18 protein-coding genes are annotated in these 20,271 nt (G+C 71.5%); 10 read left to right on the top strand and 8 right to left on the bottom strand.

Annotated features, from left to right (window positions below; all coding sequences use genetic code 11):
* Window positions 1–67 precede the first annotated feature (67 nt).
* From QMK24_RS21365 to QMK24_RS21355, 3 genes are read left to right on the top strand one after another with little or no spacing between them, the layout of a single operon-like run.
* On the top strand, window positions 68–1,021 hold the full coding sequence (locus QMK24_RS21365; protein ID WP_283468173.1) for an alpha/beta fold hydrolase: 954 nt from the start codon (window positions 68–70) through the stop codon (window positions 1,019–1,021).
* Window positions 1,018–1,893 (top strand): metal-dependent hydrolase, encoded by an 876-nt coding sequence (locus QMK24_RS21360; protein WP_283468126.1) that lies wholly within the window; start codon window positions 1,018–1,020, stop codon window positions 1,891–1,893. Before QMK24_RS21365 ends, QMK24_RS21360 begins: the two co-directional genes overlap by 4 nt.
* Window positions 1,894–1,912: 19 nt before the next feature.
* Window positions 1,913–3,007: a PDR/VanB family oxidoreductase gene (locus QMK24_RS21355; protein WP_283468125.1), complete on the top strand. Its 1,095-nt coding sequence runs from the start codon at window positions 1,913–1,915 to the stop codon at window positions 3,005–3,007.
* A 72-nt stretch (window positions 3,008–3,079) separates the two neighbouring features.
* Here QMK24_RS21355 and QMK24_RS21350 read toward each other — a convergent pair whose 3' ends face one another.
* Window positions 3,080–4,108, bottom strand: a complete 1,029-nt coding sequence (locus QMK24_RS21350) for a rod shape-determining protein (protein ID WP_283468124.1) — start codon at window positions 4,106–4,108, stop codon at window positions 3,080–3,082.
* Between the two features lie 341 nt (window positions 4,109–4,449).
* Here QMK24_RS21350 and QMK24_RS21345 point away from each other — a divergent pair, with 341 nt between their 5' ends.
* Window positions 4,450–6,150 (top strand): SpoIIE family protein phosphatase, encoded by a 1,701-nt coding sequence (locus QMK24_RS21345; RefSeq protein ID WP_283468122.1) that lies wholly within the window; start codon window positions 4,450–4,452, stop codon window positions 6,148–6,150.
* On the opposite strand, the gene QMK24_RS21340 is transcribed toward QMK24_RS21345, so the two are convergent.
* Complete coding sequence (locus QMK24_RS21340; RefSeq protein ID WP_283468121.1) at window positions 6,122–7,336, bottom strand: M23 family metallopeptidase; 1,215 nt, start codon at window positions 7,334–7,336, stop codon at window positions 6,122–6,124. The genes QMK24_RS21345 and QMK24_RS21340 overlap by 29 nt on opposite strands.
* Window positions 7,337–7,796: 460 nt before the next feature.
* Window positions 7,797–8,012, bottom strand: a complete 216-nt coding sequence (locus QMK24_RS21335) for a dodecin (protein ID WP_283468120.1) — start codon at window positions 8,010–8,012, stop codon at window positions 7,797–7,799.
* A 186-nt stretch (window positions 8,013–8,198) separates the two neighbouring features.
* Between QMK24_RS21335 and QMK24_RS21330 the strand changes: the two genes are divergently transcribed.
* The gene (locus QMK24_RS21330; RefSeq protein ID WP_283468119.1) at window positions 8,199–9,275 is read left to right on the top strand and encodes a PP2C family protein-serine/threonine phosphatase; all 1,077 of its coding nucleotides are present in this window, start codon (window positions 8,199–8,201) and stop codon (window positions 9,273–9,275) included.
* A gap of 39 nt (window positions 9,276–9,314) precedes the next feature.
* Here QMK24_RS21330 and gad read toward each other — a convergent pair whose 3' ends face one another.
* Complete coding sequence (gene gad / locus QMK24_RS21325; protein ID WP_283468118.1) at window positions 9,315–10,721, bottom strand: glutamate decarboxylase; 1,407 nt, start codon at window positions 10,719–10,721, stop codon at window positions 9,315–9,317.
* Window positions 10,722–10,826: 105 nt separating this feature from the next.
* Window positions 10,827–11,501, bottom strand: a complete 675-nt coding sequence (gene leuE, locus QMK24_RS21320; RefSeq protein ID WP_283468117.1) for a leucine efflux protein LeuE — start codon at window positions 11,499–11,501, stop codon at window positions 10,827–10,829.
* Between the two features lie 98 nt (window positions 11,502–11,599).
* Here leuE and QMK24_RS21315 point away from each other — a divergent pair, with 98 nt between their 5' ends.
* Window positions 11,600–12,361 carry a MerR family transcriptional regulator gene (locus QMK24_RS21315; protein WP_283468116.1) on the top strand — a complete coding sequence of 254 codons (762 nt, stop codon included), beginning with the start codon at window positions 11,600–11,602 and terminating at the stop codon, window positions 12,359–12,361.
* Between the two features lie 3 nt (window positions 12,362–12,364).
* Here QMK24_RS21315 and QMK24_RS21310 read toward each other — a convergent pair whose 3' ends face one another.
* On the bottom strand, window positions 12,365–12,730 hold the full coding sequence (locus QMK24_RS21310; protein WP_283468115.1) for a YbjQ family protein: 366 nt from the start codon (window positions 12,728–12,730) through the stop codon (window positions 12,365–12,367).
* A 41-nt stretch (window positions 12,731–12,771) separates the two neighbouring features.
* Complete coding sequence (locus tag QMK24_RS21305; protein ID WP_283468114.1) at window positions 12,772–14,130, bottom strand: ABC transporter ATP-binding protein; 1,359 nt, start codon at window positions 14,128–14,130, stop codon at window positions 12,772–12,774.
* 231 nt (window positions 14,131–14,361) lie between these two features.
* Between QMK24_RS21305 and QMK24_RS21300 the strand changes: the two genes are divergently transcribed.
* Both QMK24_RS21300 and QMK24_RS21295 read left to right on the top strand, forming a co-directional pair.
* Window positions 14,362–15,063 (top strand): DedA family protein, encoded by a 702-nt coding sequence (locus QMK24_RS21300; RefSeq protein WP_283468113.1) that lies wholly within the window; start codon window positions 14,362–14,364, stop codon window positions 15,061–15,063.
* 117 nt (window positions 15,064–15,180) lie between these two features.
* Entirely contained in the window at window positions 15,181–16,836 is a 1,656-nt protein-coding gene (locus QMK24_RS21295; protein WP_283468111.1) for a threonine/serine exporter family protein, read from the top strand.
* A gap of 81 nt (window positions 16,837–16,917) precedes the next feature.
* Here QMK24_RS21295 and QMK24_RS21290 read toward each other — a convergent pair whose 3' ends face one another.
* Complete coding sequence (locus QMK24_RS21290; protein ID WP_283468110.1) at window positions 16,918–17,424, bottom strand: inorganic diphosphatase; 507 nt, start codon at window positions 17,422–17,424, stop codon at window positions 16,918–16,920.
* Between the two features lie 87 nt (window positions 17,425–17,511).
* On the opposite strand from QMK24_RS21290, the gene dacB reads away from it, so the two are divergent.
* Together dacB and QMK24_RS21280 are read left to right on the top strand one after the other, a co-directional pair.
* On the top strand, window positions 17,512–18,927 hold the full coding sequence (gene dacB / locus QMK24_RS21285; protein WP_283468109.1) for a D-alanyl-D-alanine carboxypeptidase/D-alanyl-D-alanine endopeptidase: 1,416 nt from the start codon (window positions 17,512–17,514) through the stop codon (window positions 18,925–18,927).
* 126 nt (window positions 18,928–19,053) lie between these two features.
* The gene (locus tag QMK24_RS21280; RefSeq protein WP_283468107.1) at window positions 19,054–20,214 is read left to right on the top strand and encodes an Rv3626c family coenzyme F420 biosynthesis-associated protein; all 1,161 of its coding nucleotides are present in this window, start codon (window positions 19,054–19,056) and stop codon (window positions 20,212–20,214) included.
* The last annotated feature ends 57 nt before the right edge of the window (window positions 20,215–20,271 follow it).

Raw genomic sequence — 20,271 nt, 5'->3', positions numbered from 1 at the left:
GAACAAGCCGGGAACAAGACCTACCCACTAGTAGACAAGGCGTCAACAAGCTGCCATCGTGACCGCCATGTCGCAGCGATGGGTCACGGCCTCGGACGGCGTCCGGCTGGCCGTTCACGAACACGGCGAACCGACCGCCCCGACGGTCGTATGCGTGCACGGCTTCCCCGACGACCACCGTGTGTGGGACGGGGTCGTGCGGCGGCTCGCGGACCGATTCCACGTCGTGACGTACGACGTGCGCGGTTCCGGCGCCTCCGACGTGCCGCGCCGCAACGAGGACTACCGCCTCCCGCAGCTCGCCGCCGACCTCACCGCCGTCGCCGACGCGGTCAGCCCGGACGCGCCCGTGCACGTACTGGCGCACGACTGGGGCTCCGTACAGAGCTGGCACACGGTGACCGTGCCGGAGACCGCCCACCGCTTCGCGTCGCTGACCTCGATATCCGGTCCGGATCTGGACCACACCGGCCGCTGGTTCCGGGCGCAGCTGCGCCCCGGCCCGCGCAAGCTGTGGAACGTCACCCGGCAGTCGCTCGCCTCCGGGTACGTCGGCTTCTTCCACCTGCCCGGCATCGCGGAACTCGCCTGTCGCGCGGGGCTGCTGGACGCCGTGACGAAGGCCGCCCGGCGGCTGGAGACCGGTGAGCCGCCCGAGGGCTACGGCTGCTACGGCCGGGGGCTGGCCGCCCGCAACCGCGCGGGACTCAAGCTCTACCGGGCCAATGTGCTGCCGCGCACGCTCCGGCCCCGGCTCCGCCATGCCGGGCTGCCTGCGCAGGTGCTCGCGCCGAGGCGCGACATGTTCGTCCTCGTTCCCTGGCAGACCCAGATCACCGACTGGGCGCCGGACACCGAGATCCATGTCGTGGACGGCGGCCACTGGCTGCCGGCCTTCCGCCCCGACCTGGTCGCGGAGTTCACGGCGCGGCTCGTCGACCGCACACAGAACGCTTTGGCGAACGCGTCAGCGCCGGAAACACGGAACGTACAGACCGCACGGAAGGCAGGGCAGGAATGACCGCGACCGAGCCGGACAACCTGGTTCTCACCCCCCGCGATGTCCAGTGGGACTGGACGGACCTGCCCATGCACTACCTCGACGACGACCCCTTCACCACGCACTTCGCGAACGTGCTGAACATCCTGCTGCCCGAGGGTGAGGACTGGTTCATCACCGTCTTCCAGCAGGCCGTCCCGATGATCAAGGACGACCGGCTGCGCGAGGACGTCATCGGGTTCATCGGCCAGGAGGCGACCCACTCGGCCTCCCACCAGACCGTCCTCACGCACTTCAAGGAGGTCGGCTTCGACACCGCCCCCTACACCCGGCAACTCCGCTGGTTCTTCAGCAGGATGCTCGGCGACCGCGACCTGACCGGCAAGGCGGCGCAGGGCTGGATCATCGACCGGATCGCGATCATCGCGGCGATCGAGCACGTCACCGCGTACCTCGGCGACTGGATCCTCAACGCCGACGCCATCGACCGCACCCGGCACAACCCCGAGATCCTCGACCTGTACCGCTGGCACGGCGCGGAGGAGGTCGAGCACCGGGCGGTCGCCTACGACCTGTTCACCCACCTCGACGGCCGCTACCGCAACCGGGTCCGCGCCCATGTCGTCGCCTTCCCCGTCCTCGTCTACTGGTGGATCCGGGGCCTGCGCTACCTGATGGCCGCCGATCCCGAGCGCATCGCGGGCCGCGACAAGCCGCGCTTCCGCGACTGGTTCCGGGGCGCGCGCAAGGGCGTGCTCCCGAGCCCGATGAGCCTGGTGCGGCTGTACTTCGGCTATCTGCGGCCCGGCTATCACCCGTCGCACTACGGCTCGACGACCCAGGCGGTCGCCTACCTCGCCGCCTCGCCCGCCGCCCGTGCCGCACACCGCTGACCTTGTTGAAGGACCGAACGTGAGCACCGAGTACGACCTGCGGACGCCACCGCCGCGCAGCGCCACCGACCCCCGGCCCGACCCCGTTCTCGCCCTGATGGCGCGCGTCACGCCCTTCCTGCTGCGGCAGAGCGCCCGCCGTAAGCGCCGCGAGCCGGTCCCGGTGGACCGCTCGCTGCGGCTCGTCGTGACCGAGGTGCGGCACGAGGCCGAGGACGTCGTCAGTCTGCGGTTCGCGGCGGCGGACGGCGGCCCGCTGCCCGGCTGGCACCCGGGCGCGCACCTGGACCTGGACCTGCCGTCGGGGCGCCGCCGCCAGTACTCGCTGTGCGGGGATCCCACCGACCTGACCACGTACCGGATCGCCGTGCGGCGGATCGAGAAGGGGGACGGCGGCTCCCGTGAGATCCACGAACAGCTGTCAGCCGGCGCGGAGTTGCGGGCCCACGGCCCGCGCAATGCCTTCGCCTACGCGCCGGGCGGCGCCTGCCTCTTCATCGCGGGCGGCATCGGCATCACCCCGATCCTGCCCATGGTCCAGGCCGCCGCCGCGATGGGCGCCGACTGGCGGCTCGTCTACACCGGCCGCAGCCGTGCCACGCTGCCCTTCCTGGACGAGATCGACGCCATCGAGACGGCCGGTGGCGCTCCGGCCCGGGTCACCGTCCGCACCGACGACGCCGACGGCGTGCCCACCCCCGACCTGCTCCTCGCCGGGGCGGGACCCGGCACCTCCGTCTACTTCTGCGGACCCCCGCCCCTCATCGCCGCCCTCCGCGACGCGTTTCCCGCGACCGGCGCCACCGGGCTCCACTTCGAGCGGTTCTCGGCGGCCCCGGTGGTGGACGGCACCCCGTTCGAGATCCGGCTCGGCCCGGACGGGCCGGTACTCCCGGTCCCCGCCGATCGCTCCGCGCTCTCCGTACTGGCCGAACAGCGCCCGGAAACCGGCTACTCCTGCCGCCAGGGCTTCTGCGGCACCTGCCGTCTGCCGGTCCTCACCGGGGAGGTCGCCCACGCGGGCAGCGTCGCCGCTCGCCGCTCGGACACGAACATGCTCATCTGTGTCTCCCGCTCCGCCACATCCGGCGGCCGGATCACACTCGACGTGTAGTCCGTACGGCCTCAAGCGCCGGCCGGGCTGGATTTTCCAGCCCGGCCGGCGCGTGAGGGCAGCGGCCCGCGATCAGGCCGTGAGCGGGGCCAGGGCCATCGGGCGGACTCGGCCTTCGATCATGGCCCCCAGGCCCTGGACGGCGCAGACGTCCGGGCGTTCCGCGATGTGGACCGGGACGCCGGTGGCCTGGCGGAGCATGGCGTCGAGTCCCGGCATGAGCGCGCTGCCGCCCGCGAGCATGATGCCGCGGTCGGCGAGGTCGGCCACCAGGTCGGGCGGGCAACGGCGCAGGACGATGCCGATGGCGTCGACCACGGCGGTGAGCGGGGTGCGCATGGCGTGCCGGACGCCGTCCGTGTCGACGAGTACGGTGCGGGCGAGGCCGCTGGAGACGTCGCGGCCGTACACCTCGGTGCTGCCGATGATCGGGCCGACACTGCTGAGCACATGGTGCAGCGGGCGTACGGACTGGCTGGGGAGCATCAGCTCGTGCTGATTGCGCAGGTGCTGCACGACCGCATGGTCGATGGCGTCGCCCCCCACCGGCACGGTCTCCGCGGCCACGATGGAGCCGAGCGACAGGACGGCGATCTGGGTGGTGCCGGCCCCGCACACCACGATCATGGTGGCCTCGGGGTGCTCGACCGGCATCCCGCAGCCGACCGCCGCGGCGATCAGGGTGTCGACGAGTTCGACCTTGCGGGCGCCGAGCCCGAAGAGCGTTTCGGTGGCGGCGCGCTGGGCGAGCGGCTTGCTGCCGTGGGGCATGCAGACGGCGGCGCGCATCGTCGGCATCCGGCGCCAGGGCTTGCGGAGCTTGTCGCCGAGCAGGTGCCGCAGCATCCGCTGGGCCATGGCGATGTCGACGATGGTGCCGCCCGACACCGGCCGTACGACCCGGATGTGATCCGGTGTGCGCCCGTCCATCTGATCGGCGCGCGCACCGACCGCGATCAGCGCGCCGGTCCTGATGTCGATGGCGACTACGCTGGGTTCGTCGACGACCACGCCGCCGTTCTTGAGGTAGACGCGGGTCCTGGCCGCGCCGATGTCCACGGCGACCGAGCAGCGGTGCAGCTGGTCGAGACTCGGGCTCACAGGAGGCCCTCCGCGTCGTTCGCGATGAGGGTCATCGCGCCGGCCGGCCGATGGGCCGCGGGTGGCGGCGGACTGGACGGCGTGGGTGACGGCGTGAGTACTGCCTGGCTCATGACGGGCTCCCGAGATCGCGGCGACGAGCGAGCCGGGGACACATCACGTGGAATCCCCCGCCTTAAAGACAAAAGGATCAGCTGCCCGGAGCGGTCCCGCCACTGGAGCTGGGCCGTATGGGGGGTGGGGCCCGCTACGGATGCGGATCGGCGCGCGGCGGCAGACGATGGATGGTGGCCGGGCGGTCCCGCCTGCGGTGACGGACTGACGGCGAGGGAGGCGGGCGCGTGCACCCTGACGCCGATGCGGACTCGAACGTCGTTCTGCGCGGAATCCTGGAGGGCACGTCGGCGGGCGTGGGCATCCTGGACCCCGGCCTGCGCTACGTGTACGTCAATCCGGCGCTGGCCCGGATCAACGGCGTGCCCGCAGAGGAGCACCTGGGCCGCACCATCGCCGAGGTGCTGCCCGGCATAGACGGCCGCGAGGACGTGCTGCGCGCCGTGCTCGCCGACGGGCTGCCGCGCGAGGTGACCTCCAGCGGCCACACCCAGGTGCCGTCGGGCCTGGAACGCCGGTACTGGCACGGCGCCTACAACCGTCTGGAGGCGGAGGGCGTGGTGATCGGGATCGTCGGGATCGTGCTGGAGGTGACCGCCTCGCGGCAGCAGCAGCGCGATCTGGAGCAGGCTCGCGAGCGGCTCGTCCTGCTCGACGCCGCCGCGACCAGGATCGGTACGACCCTGGAGACGGACGCCACCTGCGGAGAGCTGGCGGACTTCCTGGTGCCGCTGCTCGCCGACGTCGCCAGCGTGGAGGTGCTGCCGGTCGCGCCGGGCGAGGGCGGCCGCCGCCCGCCGCCGCCCGGGGTGCTGCGGATGCGCAGGACCGCGCTGTCGTCCGTACCGGCGCTGAGCGAGCGCGTGCAGATGTTCGGTGTGCCGGGGGAGTACGTGGACTACCAGGCGGGCTCGGCCATCACGCGCTGTCTGGAGAGCGGCAAGCCGCTGAAGCAGAATCTGCTGTCCGACGAGGAACTGGTCCGGTCGGCGCCCAGCGCGGAGCGTGTCGCCGCCTACCGGGCGGCGGGGATCCACTCCGCGCTGGTCGTACCGCTCGCCGCGCGCGGCCACCCGATCGGCACGGTGTCGCTGGTGCGGGCGGGGGACTCGCCCGCCTTCACGGACGAGGACGTCGTCGTCGCCCAGGACCTGGCAGGACGCGCGGCCATCAGCCTCGACAACGCCCGCCGCTTCACCCGCGAACACGACATCGCGCTCGGCCTGCAGAGCGCACTGCTGGCCGAGCCGAGCAGCCCGCACCCGAACATCGAGGTGGCGTTCCGCTACCTTCCGGCGGGCACCAGCGCGCTGGTCGGCGGCGACTGGTACGACGCGGTCCAACTACCGGGCGGCAGAACGCTGTTGGCGATGGGTGATGTCATGGGGCACGGCGTGGAGGCGGCCGTCGACATGAGCCACTACCGCGCGATGCTGCGCGTCGTGGCCGCCGACGACCACCCCCCGCACCACATCCTGGAACGCCTTGACGCCCTCATCGCCGGGACCGGCGCCGGCCGGCCCGCCACCTGTCTGCTCGTCCTGATGGACCCGGTCCGCGGCGTCTGCTCGTACGCCAGCGCCGGACATCTACCGCCCGCGGTCTTCGGACCTGACGGTCACGTCGGCCTGATCCGTATCCCCACCGGCCCGCCCCTGGGTACCGGGTTCGGCGGATACCAGCTGGTCAAGGGGCGATGCACCCCCGGCTGGGTGCTGCTCCTCTACACCGACGGACTCGTCGAGCGCCGGGGGGAGGACATCGACCAGTCACTGGCCAGGCTCGCCGCGCTGCGCCTTCCGTCGGACGGCAACCTCGACGACCTCCTCGACCTGGTCCTGGAACGTCTTGTCGAGCAGGCCGTCGAGGACGACGTGGCGGTCCTGGCGGCGCGGGTGCTCACGGGGCAGGAGCAGCCTTCGGTGTGAGGGACGGTGGGGTGAGGGGCGGCAGTGAAAGGACCGGCAGTGAAAGGACCGGCGCCGGGAGGAACGGGGGAGCCGGTTCCGGCCCTGCCACGGGCACCACGCGGACGCCGTGCGCGCGCAGCCACGGCACGGGATCCACCCCCGATCCCAGCTGGGGCGTCACCCGCACCTCGAAGTGCAGATGCGGTCCCGTGGAGTTGCCGGTGCTGCCCGACAGCGCGATCTGCTGGCCCGGCAGCACCCGTTGGCCGACCCGGACCTGCATCAGCGACAGATGCGCGTACTGCGAGAAGTACCCGTTGCCGTGCTGTACGACGATCTGGTTGCCGAATCCGTCACCGCAGGTCGTCTCGACGACCGTTCCGGCGCCGATGGCGCGGACCGGAGTGCCCTCGGGCACGGCGAAGTCCTGGCCGGTGTGACGGTTCGCCCAGTGCTCGCCGGGCGCGTCGAAGCCGGCGGACAGGGTGTAGCGCTCGACCGGGGTGACCCAGGGGGTGTGCGACCGGGCGGCCGTGCCGGGTTCCGGCATCTCCTCGGGGATCGCGTACGCGCAGTCCTGTGGGGAGGCCGACCGGGCCGACCGGGCCGCCTCCAGCCGCCGCAGCAGCTCGCGCGCCCGCCCCAGCTTGGTCTTGATCTCCTTTTTCAGACCGTCCTGGTGGGCGGTCTCCTGGTCCAGTGCCACGAGCGCCCGGTCGGCCGCCGACCGGTCCAGCTCCAGGCGCGCGGTCGTCGTCGTCGCGGTGGAGAGGAGGCCCGCCACGGCCTCGTCCCCCTTGCGGAGGCGGCCCAGCTGGTCGAGCAGGGCCTCGGGCGAATCGGCCAGCAGCAGCGCGGCGGCGGCCGACAGCCCGCCGGACCGGTACTGCAGCCGGGCCACCAGGCCGATGGTGTCGTGCAGCCCGGCCAACCGCCGCTGACCGAGCGTGACCTCCTGCCGCAGCCGGGCGGCCATGACCCGCTGCCGGTCCGCCGCCCGCCGGGCGTGCTCGTACGCGGTGGTGGACTCGGCGGCCTGCCGGTACATGTCGTCCACCTCGCCGGCCACCGTCCCGATCCGGTCGTCGGCCCGCGCCGGCTGCGTGCCGCCCGGCAGCAGCGTCAGCAACGTCAGCAGCCCGGTGAAGAGCAGGACGGCCGCCGACATGGCGGCCGGCCTGCGGACGGAGGCGGTTCCTGGCATCGGAGGATCATCTCCGTGCCGCCGCCGTCATGGCCCCCGGGACACGCCGTGAGCCGCGCACCCTCCGCCATTCGGTCGACACCGCGGGGTTCCGCTACGGCGAATGGTTACTTTCCGTGGTCAGGAAACGGGCAAAACGTTAGATAAGCATCAAATAAGGCAATGGTTCTCACCGACCGGTCGATGTCCGCCGAGCCGTGCACCCTCCGCCTGCCGCAGCCGCGGTGGGTCCCGTTTCTGGCCGCGGACCTCACCGCGGCCGACGGCTCCGTGACCGTCATCGGATCCCGGGACGGTCTCCCGGTGACGGTCACGGCCGCTCCCCACCAGGAGGGCGGCACCGGAGCGGCCGGCGGTACGCCCGCCGCCCGCTCCGGGTCGGCCGGCCCGTGCCCGGCCGTGGCCGTCAGCGCCTGTCCGTGCCCGGCCGTACCGGCGCCGTACCTGGCCGTGCCTCCGGCTACTCGCTGTCCTCCAGGCGGAAGCCGACCTTCAGTCCCACCTGGTAGTGCTCGATCTCGCCGTCCACGATGTGGCCGCGCATCTGGGTGACCTCGAACCAGTCGAGCGCGCGAAGCGTCTGCGACGCCCGGTGGATCCCATTGCGGATCGCGGCGTCAATGCTTTCGTGAGAGGTGCCCACGATCTCGGTCACCCGGTACGTACGGTCGGTCATGGCGGTCTCCCGGCGTAGTGAGAGTTCTGTCCCTCCGTCCACGGTGCCCGAAGGGCCGCCACTCCGCATTCCCGCAAAAGTGGACATAAGATCTCGTATCAGACCCCGTTCCGGCGGTCGTGCATGAGCGACGACGCGTGGGCGATGACGCGTGCGCCATGAATCGTGAGCGATGACGGAGGCCGCGTGGACCGCCTTTCCGCCAGCGGGCCCGGCTACATCCGCTTCGCCGCCCCGGCCCTCGTCCTGATCGGCGCCGGCTTCGACCTGCTCACGCCGGCCGACTACCACGGCGGTCCGCTGCTGGCCGTGGCCTGCGTGGCCGCGGGGGCGACGCTCTCGTTCCGGTCCACCCTCGCGCTCTCCGCCCTCGCCCTGGCGACGGCCACCGGACTGACCGTGCGGCACGGCACGTTCGGCCATGCGCCGGGGGTCACGGAGATCGTCAATGTGCTGCTCGCGGGAGTCATCGGTCTCGTGGTGAACCGGGTGATCGCCCGCTACGGCCGCCGACTGGACACCGTACGGACGGTGTCGGAAGCCGCCCAGCGCGCGATCCTGCCCACCCCGCCCCGCCACATCGGCCCGCTGGACATCGCGGCCCGCTACCGCGCCGCGCAGAGCGAGGCGCGGATCGGCGGGGACCTGTACGCGGCCGAGGACAGCCCGTACGGCATCCGGTTGCTGATCGGAGACGTGCGCGGAAAGGGGCTGGGCGCGGTCGGGGCGGTGTCGGTGGTGCTCGGCGCCTTCCGGGAGGCGGCCGAACAGGCGCCGGACCTGCTGGAGCTGGCCGAACGGCTGGAGCACGCTCTCGTCCGCGAAGGCATCCGCCGGTCGGGTGAGGACCGGACGGAGGGCTTCACGACGGCGCTCCTCGCCGAGTTCTCCCCGGACTACCGCACGCTGCGGCTGCTGAACCGGGGGCACCCGGCCCCGTATCTGCTGGTCGGCGGCACGGTCCGCGCCCTGGACGCCGCCGAGCCAGACCTGCCGCTCGGCATCGGCGGCCTCTGCGGCCGCCGTTCGGGGCCCGACGTCCACCGGCTGCCGCCCGGCGGCACCCTGCTGCTGGTCACCGACGGGGTGACCGAGGCGCGCGACGGGGCCGGGGTGTTCTACGACCCCGCCGAGCGGCTGGCCGGCCGCGGTCCCTTCCAGCGGCCGCAGGACGTCATCGACGCCCTGGTGAGCGATGTCGAGACATGGTCCGGCGGCCACGGCACGGACGACATGGCCGTACTGGCCGTCACCTACCGCTGAGCGGGGCGCCTTGCCGCAGGCGCCGGCCCACGAGCGACGTCAGTGGTGGAAGGCCGTCGCGACGTCCGCCGGGCGGTCCAGCGGTTCGCGCTGCTGCCGCAGTTCGGGCAGCAGCCGGGCGAGTTCCTCGACGAGCAGGTCCGCGAGGTCCTGGGAGAAGCCGTTGCGGCAGACGACCCGCAGAACGGCCAGCTCCTCCCGGTCCGGCGGGAACGTGTACGCGGGCACCAGCCAGCCGCGTTCGCGCAGCCGCCGCGACACGTCGAAGACGTCGAAGTTCTTCACGTCGTCGGCGGTGGTGAAGGCGAAGACCGGCAGCTGGTCGCCCTTGGTGATGAGCCGGAAGCCGCCGAGCGCCTCGATCCGCGCGGCCAGTGACATCGCGACGTCCCGGCTGCTCTGCTGCACGGCGCGGTAGCCGTCGTGGCCCAGCCGCAGGAACGTGTAGTACTGCGCCACGACCTGCGCGCCCGGCCGGGAGAAGTTGAGCGCGAAGGTCGGCATGTCGCCGCCGAGGTAGTTGACGCGGAAGACCAGCTCCTCGGGGAGCGCGTCCCGGTCGCGCCACAGGGCCCAGCCGACGCCCGGGTAGACCAGCCCGTACTTGTGGCCCGAGGTGTTGATCGAGGCGACGCGGGGGAGCCGGAAGTCCCAGACGAGGTCCTCGTCGATGAAGGGGGCGACCATCGCGCCGGAGGCGCCGTCCACATGGACCGGCACATCAAGGCCCGTGCGCTCCTGGAGCGCGTCGAGAGCCGCGCAGATCTCCGCCACCGGCTCGTACGACCCGTCGAAGGTCGAGCCGAGTACGGCGACGACCCCGATGGTGTTCTCGTCGCACAGCGCCACGGCGGACGCGGCGTCCAGGTGCAGCCGGTCGCCCTCCACGGGCACCAGGCGTGCCTCGACCTCCCAGAACGCGCAGAATTTCTCCCAGCACACCTGCACATTCGCGCCCATGACCAGGTTGGGGCGGGCCGTCGCCGGATAGCGGTCCGCATTGCGCTTCGCCCAGCGGCGCTTGAGCGCCATGCCGGCGAGCATGCACGCCTCCGACGAGCCGGTCGTCGAGCAGCCGACGACCGCCGCCGGGTCGGGCGCGTTCCACAGGTCGGCGAGCATCGCCACGCAGCGCCGTTCCAGCTCGGCGGTGCGCGGATACTCGTCCTTGTCGATCATGTTCTTGTCGGCGCACTCGGCCATCAGCACATTGGCCTGCGGCTCCATCCAGGTGGTGACGAACGTCGCCAGGTTGAGCCGTGAGTTGCCGTCGAGCATCAGCTCGTCATGGACCAGCTGATAGGCGGCGTGCGGCGACATCGGCCCGTCCGGCAGCCGGTGCTTGGGCGGGGCGGTGCGCATGCTGGCGACAGGGTCGGCGTCGCCGTAGAAGAACGGATTGACCGCGAGCGGGCGCGAGTCCCCGGTTCCTTTGTGCAGCGGCATCAGGCGTTGGCCCTCTCAATGGCAACATTCACGGGGGTGGTCATCGTGGTGCCTCCTTCCCTCGGGACGATACGGCGATCGGGCCCGCCGCGCCCGTCCGGAGGCTCAACCCGTACTGGCCAGTGACAGCTTCGCCGCGAAGCCCAGGAACAGCGCGCCGGCCCCCGCCGACAGCCCCGCCGTCAGCCGCTTGCGCCGCCGGAACGTCGCCGCCAGATACGTGCCGCTGAAGATGAGCACCGTCAGATAGGTGATGCTGAACAGCTGCGCCCACGCGCCCAGCGCGAGGAACGACAGCGCCGGATGCGGGTACCCCGGGTCGACGAACTGCACGAAGAAGGCGACGAAGAACAAGATCGCCTTCGGGTTGAACAGGCTGATCACCAGCGCCCTGCGGAACGGCCGCTCCGCCTTCTCCTGCGCCGCGCCGCCGGCCGCGCCGCCCTCGGCGCCGGCCGGCTGCTTCCGCTCGGCCCGCCCGCGCCACAGCGCCCACGCGCCGCGCATCATGGCCGCCGCGAGCCAGGTCAGATACCCGGCCCCGGCGAATTTGACCACCGTGAACGCCACCGGGCTGGCCTGCAGCAGCGACGCCACACCGCACGCCGACAGCGTCATGAGCGCGGCGTCCCCGCACAGCACCCCGGCCGCCGCCCGGTAGCCGGTGCGCGGCCCGCGGCGGGCCGCGACCGAGACCACGTACAGCGAGTTCGGCCCCGGCAGCAGGATGATCAGGGCGAGCCCCGCCAAGTACGTCGAAAGATCAGTTATCCCCAGCATGCGAACAAGTGTGCCACTTGCACCTCACGCGACGTGAGGCGTCACCGTGGATCACGCAAGCGGAGAAATCACGCGAGCACGAGAGGAGCGGAGAAGCGATGAGTTACTCCGTAGGGCAGGTCGCGGGCTACGCCGGCGTCACCGTGCGGACCCTGCACCACTACGACGAGATCGGGCTGCTCACCCCGAGCGGCCGCAGCCACGCGGGCCACCGGCGTTACGCCGACGCCGACCTCGACCGGCTGCAGCAGATCCTGTTCTACCGGGAACTCGGCTTTCCGCTGGACGAGGTCGGCACCTTGCTGGACGACCCGGCCGCCGACCCATCGGCGCACCTGCGCCGCCAGCACGATCTGCTGTCCGCGCGGATCACCAGACTGCAGGAGATGGCCGCGGCCGTCGAAAGAGCCATGGAGGCGAAGAAGATGGGCATCAACCTCACACCCGAGGAGAAGTTCGAGGTCTTCGGTGGGCAGTTCGACCCCGATGACTACGCGGAGGAGGCCGAGCAGCGCTGGGGCGGCACGGAGGCGTACCAGGAGTCGCAGCGCAAGGCGGCGTCGTACACCAAGGAGGACTGGCTGCGGATCAAGGCCGACGTCGACGGCGTCAACTCGCGGCTCGCCGCCGCCATGGACACCGGTGCCGGACCGGACTCCGAGCAGGCGATGGACCTCGCCGAGGAGCACCGTCAGCACATCTGCCGCTTCTTCTACGACTGCACGTACGAGATCCACACCGGGCTCGGCGAGATGTACGTCGCCGACGAGCGCTTCACCGCCACCTACGAGGCGGTCAGGCCGGGCCTGGCGGCGTACCTCCGCGACGCGATCCTCGCCAACGCGGTCCGCAACGTGTGAGCCCTACTCCTTCACCAGCACCACGGCGGTGCCGTACGCACACACCTCCGTGCCCACCTCGGCGGCCTCGGTCACATCGAAGCGCATCGTCAGCACCGCGTTCGCCCCGCGCGCCTGCGCCTGCTCGACGAGCCGCTCCATCGCCTGATTACGCGTCTGCACCAGGGTCTTCGTCAGACCCTTCAGCTCGCCGCCGATCATCGACTTGAGCCCCGCGCCGATCTGGCTCCCCAGGTGCCGGGAGCGCACGGTCAGCCCGAACACCTCGCCGATCACCTGCTCGACCCGGTACCCGGGGGCGTCGTTCGTGGTCACCACCAGGACGTCGGACTGCTGTGACTGGCCGCCGCCGAAATCTTCGATACCCATGAGGGAACGGTGACCCTTGCGGGCGGCCTTCGCACGCCGGACTACTCCAGTCGCGGCTCTTCCGAGGGCGCGGGGCAGATCCGGCGGCCCGTGTTGTCGAAGATGTAGAGGTGCGCCAGGTCCACGAGCAGCGGCACCCGGTCCCCGGGCCGCACCCGGATGTCGGGCCCGGTACGGACGACCAGGTCTCCGGTCGGCTGCTCCGCGCGGTCGGCCGGCGGCGGGTCCAGTACCTTCACCGCGCCGTTGCCCTCCGGGTCCTGCAGCAGTCCTGGGAACCGTCCCGCGGCCTTGCGCGCCAGCTTCCCCAGCCCGCCCGGTCCCGCGGCCGCCCGCCGTGCCGCGGAGCGGGAGCGCTGCGCGGGCAGCCGCGGCGCCTCCAGCTCCGGCACGATCGCGGGCCTCGCCCCGGTGTTCAGATGCACCAGGCACTCGTGCCCCTGGTACTCCACATGCTCGACGATGCCGCTGAGCACCACTTCGCCCGCGTGCGCGTTGCTCGGCGCCGCGATCCGCACCGCCTCGGAGCGCAGCCCGACGATGATGTGCCGGCCCTGCTGGATCCGCAGCATCTGGTGGTCCAGGCTCAGCGGCTCCGGCAGTCCCAGGCGCTGCCGCCCGAAGTCGATCCACATGCCGCCGCCCAGCGGCGCCAGCACCGTGGCCTGCAGCAGATTGATCCGCGGCGTCCCGATGAACGCGGCGACGAACACGTTCACCGGCAGGTGGTACGTGTCGCGCGGTGTGCCGACCTGCTGCAGCACCCCGCTGCGCATCACCGCGACCCGGTCGCCGAGCGACATGGCCTCCGCCTGATCATGCGTCACATACACGGTGGTGACGCCCATTCCGCGGGTCAGCCGGGCGATCTCCGCGCGCAGGTGGGAACGGAGCTTGGCGTCCAGGTTCGACAGCGGCTCGTCCATCAGGAACACCGACGGGTGCCGGGAGATGGCCCGGCCCATCGCGACCCGCTGCCGCTCGCCGCCGGACAGCTGCCCCGGGTAGCGGTCCAGGATCTCCTCGATCCCCAGGATCCGCGCGGTCTCCTCGACCCTTGGATTCTGGTCCTCGCCGGGCATCTCGAAGCGCAGCGGGAATCCGATGTTCTGGCGGCTGGTCATGCTCGGGTACAGCGCGAAGTTCTGGAACACCATCGCCATCCGGCGGTCGCCGGGTGCGAGGTCGTTCGCGTACTCGCCGTCCAGCAGCAGCTCGCCGGTGCTGACGTCCTCCAGCCCGGCGATCATGCGCAGCACGGTGGATTTTCCGCAGCCGGACGGCCCGAGCAGCACCAGGAACTCACCGGGCGCGACCTCCAGCGAGAACCGGTCGACGGCCGGAACGAGCTGCTTCGGATAGAACTTTGAAATTTCGTGCAGGGATATGGCGCGAGTCATAACAGGATCCGCCAGAAGGTTCAGATGCTGCGAAGGGAGACTTGCCAGTGGTGCACGGGTGGCTTTGCGGAGAACGTAATGCACTGTCCCCGCGTTGGGGAACGTTTCGGCCAAGACGGTTGGCGCGATCTACCCGTCCTGCGCCTCCGCGATCTGCCCGTCCTGCGCCGCACGGACCGGGTCCGCCGCCGCGCACAGGGGGCGCACGGTTTCGGTTGGTACTTTTGACCAGTGACGAACCTCGCCCTCGGGCCCAGCTGGCTCGATCCCGACCACCTGATCAACTCGTTCGGCCTGTGGGGCGTGCTGTTGATCGTCTTCGCAGAGTCGGGCCTGCTGATCGGATTCTTCCTGCCCGGGGACTCGCTCCTCTTCACGACCGGACTGCTGGTCTCGGGGGGCACCCTCAAGACCCCGCTGTGGCTGGTCATGCTGCTGGTCGTGGTCGCCGCGATCGCCGGTGACCAGGTCGGCTTCCTCTTCGGCCGAAAGGTCGGCCCCTCGCTCTTCCGGCGGCCGGACTCCAAACTCTTCAAACAGGAGAACATCGAGAAGGCCCATGCCTTCTTCGAGAAGCACGGTCCCAAGTCGATCGTGCTGGCCCGCTTCGTACCGATCGTCCGCACGTTCACGCCGATCATCGCGGGCGTCAGCCGCATGAACTACCGGACGTTCGTCACCTACAACGTGATCGGCGGCACGCTCTGGGGCGGCGGCGTCACCCTGCTCGGCTACTGGCTCGGCCAGATCGCGTTCGTCCACAAGAACATCGAACTGATCCTCATCGCGATCGTCCTCGTCTCCGTCGTCCCCATCGCCATCGAGTTCCTCCGCGCCCGCGCCAAATCGAAGAAGGAAGGCCCCCGGCCGCCCTCCGACGTTCCCCCGCCGCCCCCCACCAGCGCGCGCGGCGGCCGCCACCGGGCGAAGTAGCCGGGGCGGCAGCACGGGCAACAGCCGGGCGCCGTCCGCCGCCGCCGACGTGCCGGGGCGGAATCGCCGTCCGTGCCGCGGGCCCTGCACACTGATCACCGGAGGTGATCGGTCAACGTGTCGGACGATGAGAAGCCGGACCCGGACGAGGCGCGCTCCGAGTTCACGCCGCCAGCGGGCGTACCGCTGCCGCCTGCCCCCGAGCAGGACGGTTCGACGACCTCGGAGTTCGCGGCACCGACCGGGGTGGAGCTCCCGGCCGTGCCCGATGCGGAAGGCTCCGCCTTCACCGCTCCCGCCTCCGCCGCTGCCCACGGCGGAGCGGGGAACGCGTTCACACCCCCCGAGGGGATCCCCGTCATACGGCTCACCAAGGGCGTCGTCCCCTGGCAGGACCGGATGCGCGAGATGGTCCGGATGCCCGTCACCGAGCGCCCGATCCCCGAGCTGCTCGTGGAAAGGCCGGAGACCGGGCCGCCGGTGCCGCGCGTGCTCGACCTCACCCTGCGTATCGGCGAGCTGCTGCTCGCGGGCGGCGAGGGTGCCGAGGACGTAGAGGCGGCGATGTTCGGTGTCGCGCACGCCTACGGCCTGGCGCGGGTGGAACCCACCGTCACGTTCACGCTGCTGGGCATCTCGTACCAGCCGTCCCTCGTCGAGCCGCCGGTCAGCGCGAGCCGTACCGTGCGCCGCCGGGGCACCGACTACACCCGCCTGGCGGCCGTCTTCCAGCTCGTGGACGACATCACCGCGCATGAGGCGACGCTGGAGGACTCGTACGGCCGCCTCGCCACGATCCGCCGCAACCGGCACCCGTACAGCGGCTGGGTGCTGACCGGCGCCGCCGGACTGCTGGCCGGCTCGGCGAGCATCCTGGTCGGCGGTGGGCCGGTGATCTTCTTCGCGGCGGCGCTGGCCGCGATGCTCGGCGACCGGCTCGCCTGGCTGTGCGCGGGGCGCGGACTGCCGGAGTTCTACCAGTTCGCGGCCGCCGCGATGCCGGCCGCCGCGATGGGCATCGTCATCAACCTCTACGCGGACCATCTGCCGGGCGCCACCAACCTCCAGGCGTCCGCGGTGATCACCGGCGGACTGTTCGCGCTGCTGCCGGGGCGGGCCCTGGTCGCCGGTGTCCAGGACGGCCTGACCGGCTTCTACATCACCGCGTCCGCGCGCCTGCTGGAGGTCATGTACCTCGTGGTGGGCATCGTCGTCGGCGTCACGATCGTGCTGTACGTGGGAGTGCAGTTGGGCGCCGTCTTCGACCCCGAACAGGCGCTGGGCGTCTATGACCGCCCCTTGGTGCAGCTGCCGGCCGCGATGGCCCTCACCCTCGCCTTCGCGGTGCTGCTGCAGTGCGAGCGGGGGGTGCTGCTGCTCACCACCCTCAACGGCGGCGTCGCCTGGACGGTCTACGGGGCGCTCCACCAGCAGATCGGAGCCAACCCGGTCGCCGCCACCGCCGCCGCGGCCGGCCTCGTCGGTCTCTTCGGCCAGCTGATGGCCCGCTACCGGTACGCGTCGGTCCTGCCGTACGTCACGGCCGCGATCGGCCCGCTGCTGCCCGGCTCCGCGACGTACTTCGGGCTGCTCGCCTTCACCCAGAATCACCCGAATCAGGGTCTCGCGTCGCTGTCGAAGGCCGCGGCCCTCGCTCTCGCCATCGCGATCGGCGTGAACCTCGGCGGGGAGATCGCCCGCATGTTCCTCAAGACCCCGGGCTCCGCCGACCCGGCCCGCCGCCGCGCCGCGAAGCGCACCCGCGGGTTCTGACGCGGGCCGCGACGCGGTTGGTCCTCAATCGCCGGACGGGCTGAATGCTGAATTCAGCCCGTCCGCGATTGAGGACAGCGCTCAGTGGTGCTGGTGGTGGACCTGACCCGAGTCCTTCAGGCGCTTGTACGACGCCTCGATCTCCGCCTCGGCCTCGATGCGGCCGACCCAGTTGGCGCCCTCGACGGACTTGCCCGGCTCCAGGTCCTTGTAGACCTCGAAGAAGTGCTGGATCTCCAGGCGGTCGAACTCCGACACGTGATGGATGTCACGCAGGTGCTCCACCCGCGGGTCGGACGCCGGCACGCACAGCAGCTTGTCGTCGCCGCCCGCCTCGTCGGTCATGCGGAACATACCGACGGCGCGGCACTTGATGAGGCAGCCGGGAAACGTCGGCTCATCGAGGATGACCAGCGCGTCCAGCGGGTCGCCGTCCTCGCCGAGAGTGTTCTCGACGAAGCCGTAGTCGGCCGGGTAACTGGTCGAGGTGAAGAGGCGGCGGTCCAAGCGGATACGACCGGTCTCGTGGTCCACCTCGTACTTGTTCCGGGAACCCTTCGGGATCTCGATCGTGACGTCGAACTCCAAGGCCCTACTCCTCCATGATCAGCACATACTTCTGGTGATTAAGTGTCTCCCACGCAGGTGTGTGGTCGCGAAAGGGGCTGGTCGGGGGTGCCTGACGCCAGAACATGGCAGGTTGTGGCGGGGTCGGCCGCCGTCGGACTGGCCGTTTCCTTCGCGACGGTGGCCGTGGCCGGACCGTGGGAGTCAGGCCAGCGTACGGCGGAACGGACGGCCGCCGCCTCCGGGGGCCACCAGCCGGACAGCAGGCACACCGACGCGCCCCGAAGACAGCCGCCCGCGGAAGCCGCGCCGCCCTCCGCCGGCAAAGTGCTCGCCGCACCCGCCACGGATCCGGGGTCGCTCCCCACCCAGCCGGGACTCGCCGCCCGGCTCGCGCCGCTGCTGCGCGATCCGGCCCTCGGCCCGCTGCGCACCGGCGCCGTCATCGACGCCGCCACCGGCAAGCTGCTGTACGGCTCCGGCGCCGCCACCCCTTCGGTGCCGGCCTCGACGATAAAGATCGCGACCGCCGCCGCCGCGCTCTCCGTCCTCGGCCCCGACCACCGGATCGCCACGACCGTCCTCGCCACCGGCCCGCACGGCACCGTGCTCGTCGGCGGCGGCGATCCCACCCTCACCACCGATGCCCTGCGCACTCTGGCCGACGACACCGCCCGCGCCCTCAAGGCCCGCTCCACGACCACCACCGCGCTCGGCTACGACATCTCGCTCTACTCCGGCCCCGCCATGCACCCCATAGGCCGCAACGAGAACATCGCGCCGGTCACGTCCCTGATGCTCAACGAGGGTCGCCTCGACAAGAGCGACCACGGCCCCGCCGACCGATCCACGGACCCGGCCGCCGACACCGCCGCCTCCTTCGCGACGCTGCTCAGCGCCCGGGGCATCACGGTGACCGGCACCCCGGCCGAGGCGGCCGCCGCCGTGTCCGGCACGAAGCTCGCCACGGCCGAATCCCTCCCGCTGTCCGATCTCGTCGAGCGGGCGCTGACGAACAGCGACAACGACATCGCGGAGGCCCTCGCCCGGCAGACCGCGATCGCCGCGCACCTCCCCGCGAGCTTCGCGGGCGCCCAGCAGGCCGTCACCGCGGCCCTGGGGCGGCTCGGGCTGCCCCTGGCCGGGGCCGAGTTGACCGACGGCAGCGGCCTCAACCGCGCCGACGCGCTGTCCGCGGAACAGCTCGCCCGGCTCCTCGCCCTGGCCGCGGGCCCCGGCCATCCCCAACTGCGCACCATCCTCACCGGCCTGCCCGTCGCGGGCTTCTCCGGCACCCTGGCCGACCGGTTCCGCGGCGGTCCCGCCTCCGGCGCCGGCCTCATCCGCGCCAAGACCGGCACCCTCACCGGCGTCAACGCCATCACCGGCACCGTCGTCGCCGCCAACGGCCGGCTCCTCACCTTCGCCTTCCTCACCCAGGGCACCACCTCCGCGACCGCGGCCCAATCCGCCCTCGACCGTCTGGCGTCCGCCCTCGCCGCCTGCGGCTGCCAGGTGCCGTGACCGGCGGTTCCCCGGGTTACGCGTCCTCCGGCCACGCTGTCCTCAATCGCCGGACGGGCTGAATTCAGCCCGTCCGGCGATTGAGGACCCGGTCCCAAAGCGGGAGCGGCAACGTACCGTGAAGGCATGACGAGCATCGGTGGTGCCGACATGGTCGACTGGAACCTCGCAGTGGCGACCGCGCAGCGGTTGATGCGGCCGGGCCCTGAGGTGAGCGGGGACGAGGCGCGGGCGATCGTGGCCGAATTGCGCAAGCACGCACAGGCCGCCGAGGAGCATGTGCGGCTGTTCACCCGCATGTACGGGGACGCCGCCGCGCAGACGAACGGCACACCGGTGCTGATCGTGGACCGGACGGGCTGGGTGAAGGCGAACATCGCCGGATTCCGGGAGGTCCTCAAGCCGTTGCTGGGCAAGATGCAGGCCCGGCGCCCCGGCGGCCTGGGCGGCGCCGCGCTCGGCACGGTCGGCGGCAAGGTCACCGGCGTCGAGGTCGGGATGCTGCTGTCCTTCATGGCGTCCCGGGTGCTCGGCCAGTACGAGACGTTCGCGCCCCCGACGCGCGAGCTGCCGGCCGGACCCGCCGTCCCCGGCCCGGGGGAGTCCCGCGCGGGCCGGCTGCTGCTGGTCGCGCCGAACATCGTGCACGTCGAGCGCGAACTGGACGTGGACCCCCACGACTTCCGGCTGTGGGTGTGCCTCCACGAGGAGACCCACCGCACCCAGTTCAGCGCCGTGCCGTGGTTGCGCGACCACATCGAGGGCGAGATCCAGTCATTCCTCGGTGAGACCGACATGGACGCCTCCACCGTGATCGAACGGATCAGGGAGGCGGCGCAGTCCTTCGCCGGCGGCGGTGGCGCCAAGGAGGAGGAAGAGCCCGACGAGGGCCGCAGCCTGGTCGACCTCGTGCAGACCCCCGCCCAGCGGGAGATCCTCGCGCGCCTCACCGCCGTCATGTCGCTGCTCGAAGGACACGCGGACTATGTGATGGACGGCGTCGGCCCCGATGTCGTGGCGACCGTCGCGGAGATCCGCGAGAAGTTCCAGCAGCGCCGGGCCAGCGGCGCCGGGCGGCTGGACCAGGTGCTGCGCAAGGTGCTGGGCCTGGACGCGAAGCTGCGCCAGTACAAGGACGGCGAGCGCTTCGTGCGGTCCGTCGTCGACGAGGTCGGCATGGACGGCTTCAACCGGATCTGGACGTCACCGAACACGCTCCCCACCAAGCTGGAGATCGCCAAACCGGCCGACTGGGTCGCAAGGGTGCACCGCCGTAGCGAACCGTGACCACCCAACGCCTCCTGGTTCACCCGTCCGAGGGACCGTAAGCGCAGGGTAAGGCGT

This window comes from Streptomyces sp. PH10-H1, assembly GCF_030063355.1.
In the GTDB taxonomy this organism is placed as follows: domain Bacteria; phylum Actinomycetota; class Actinomycetes; order Streptomycetales; family Streptomycetaceae; genus Actinacidiphila.
This window is presented reverse-complemented; position numbering and strand designations above follow the sequence as displayed.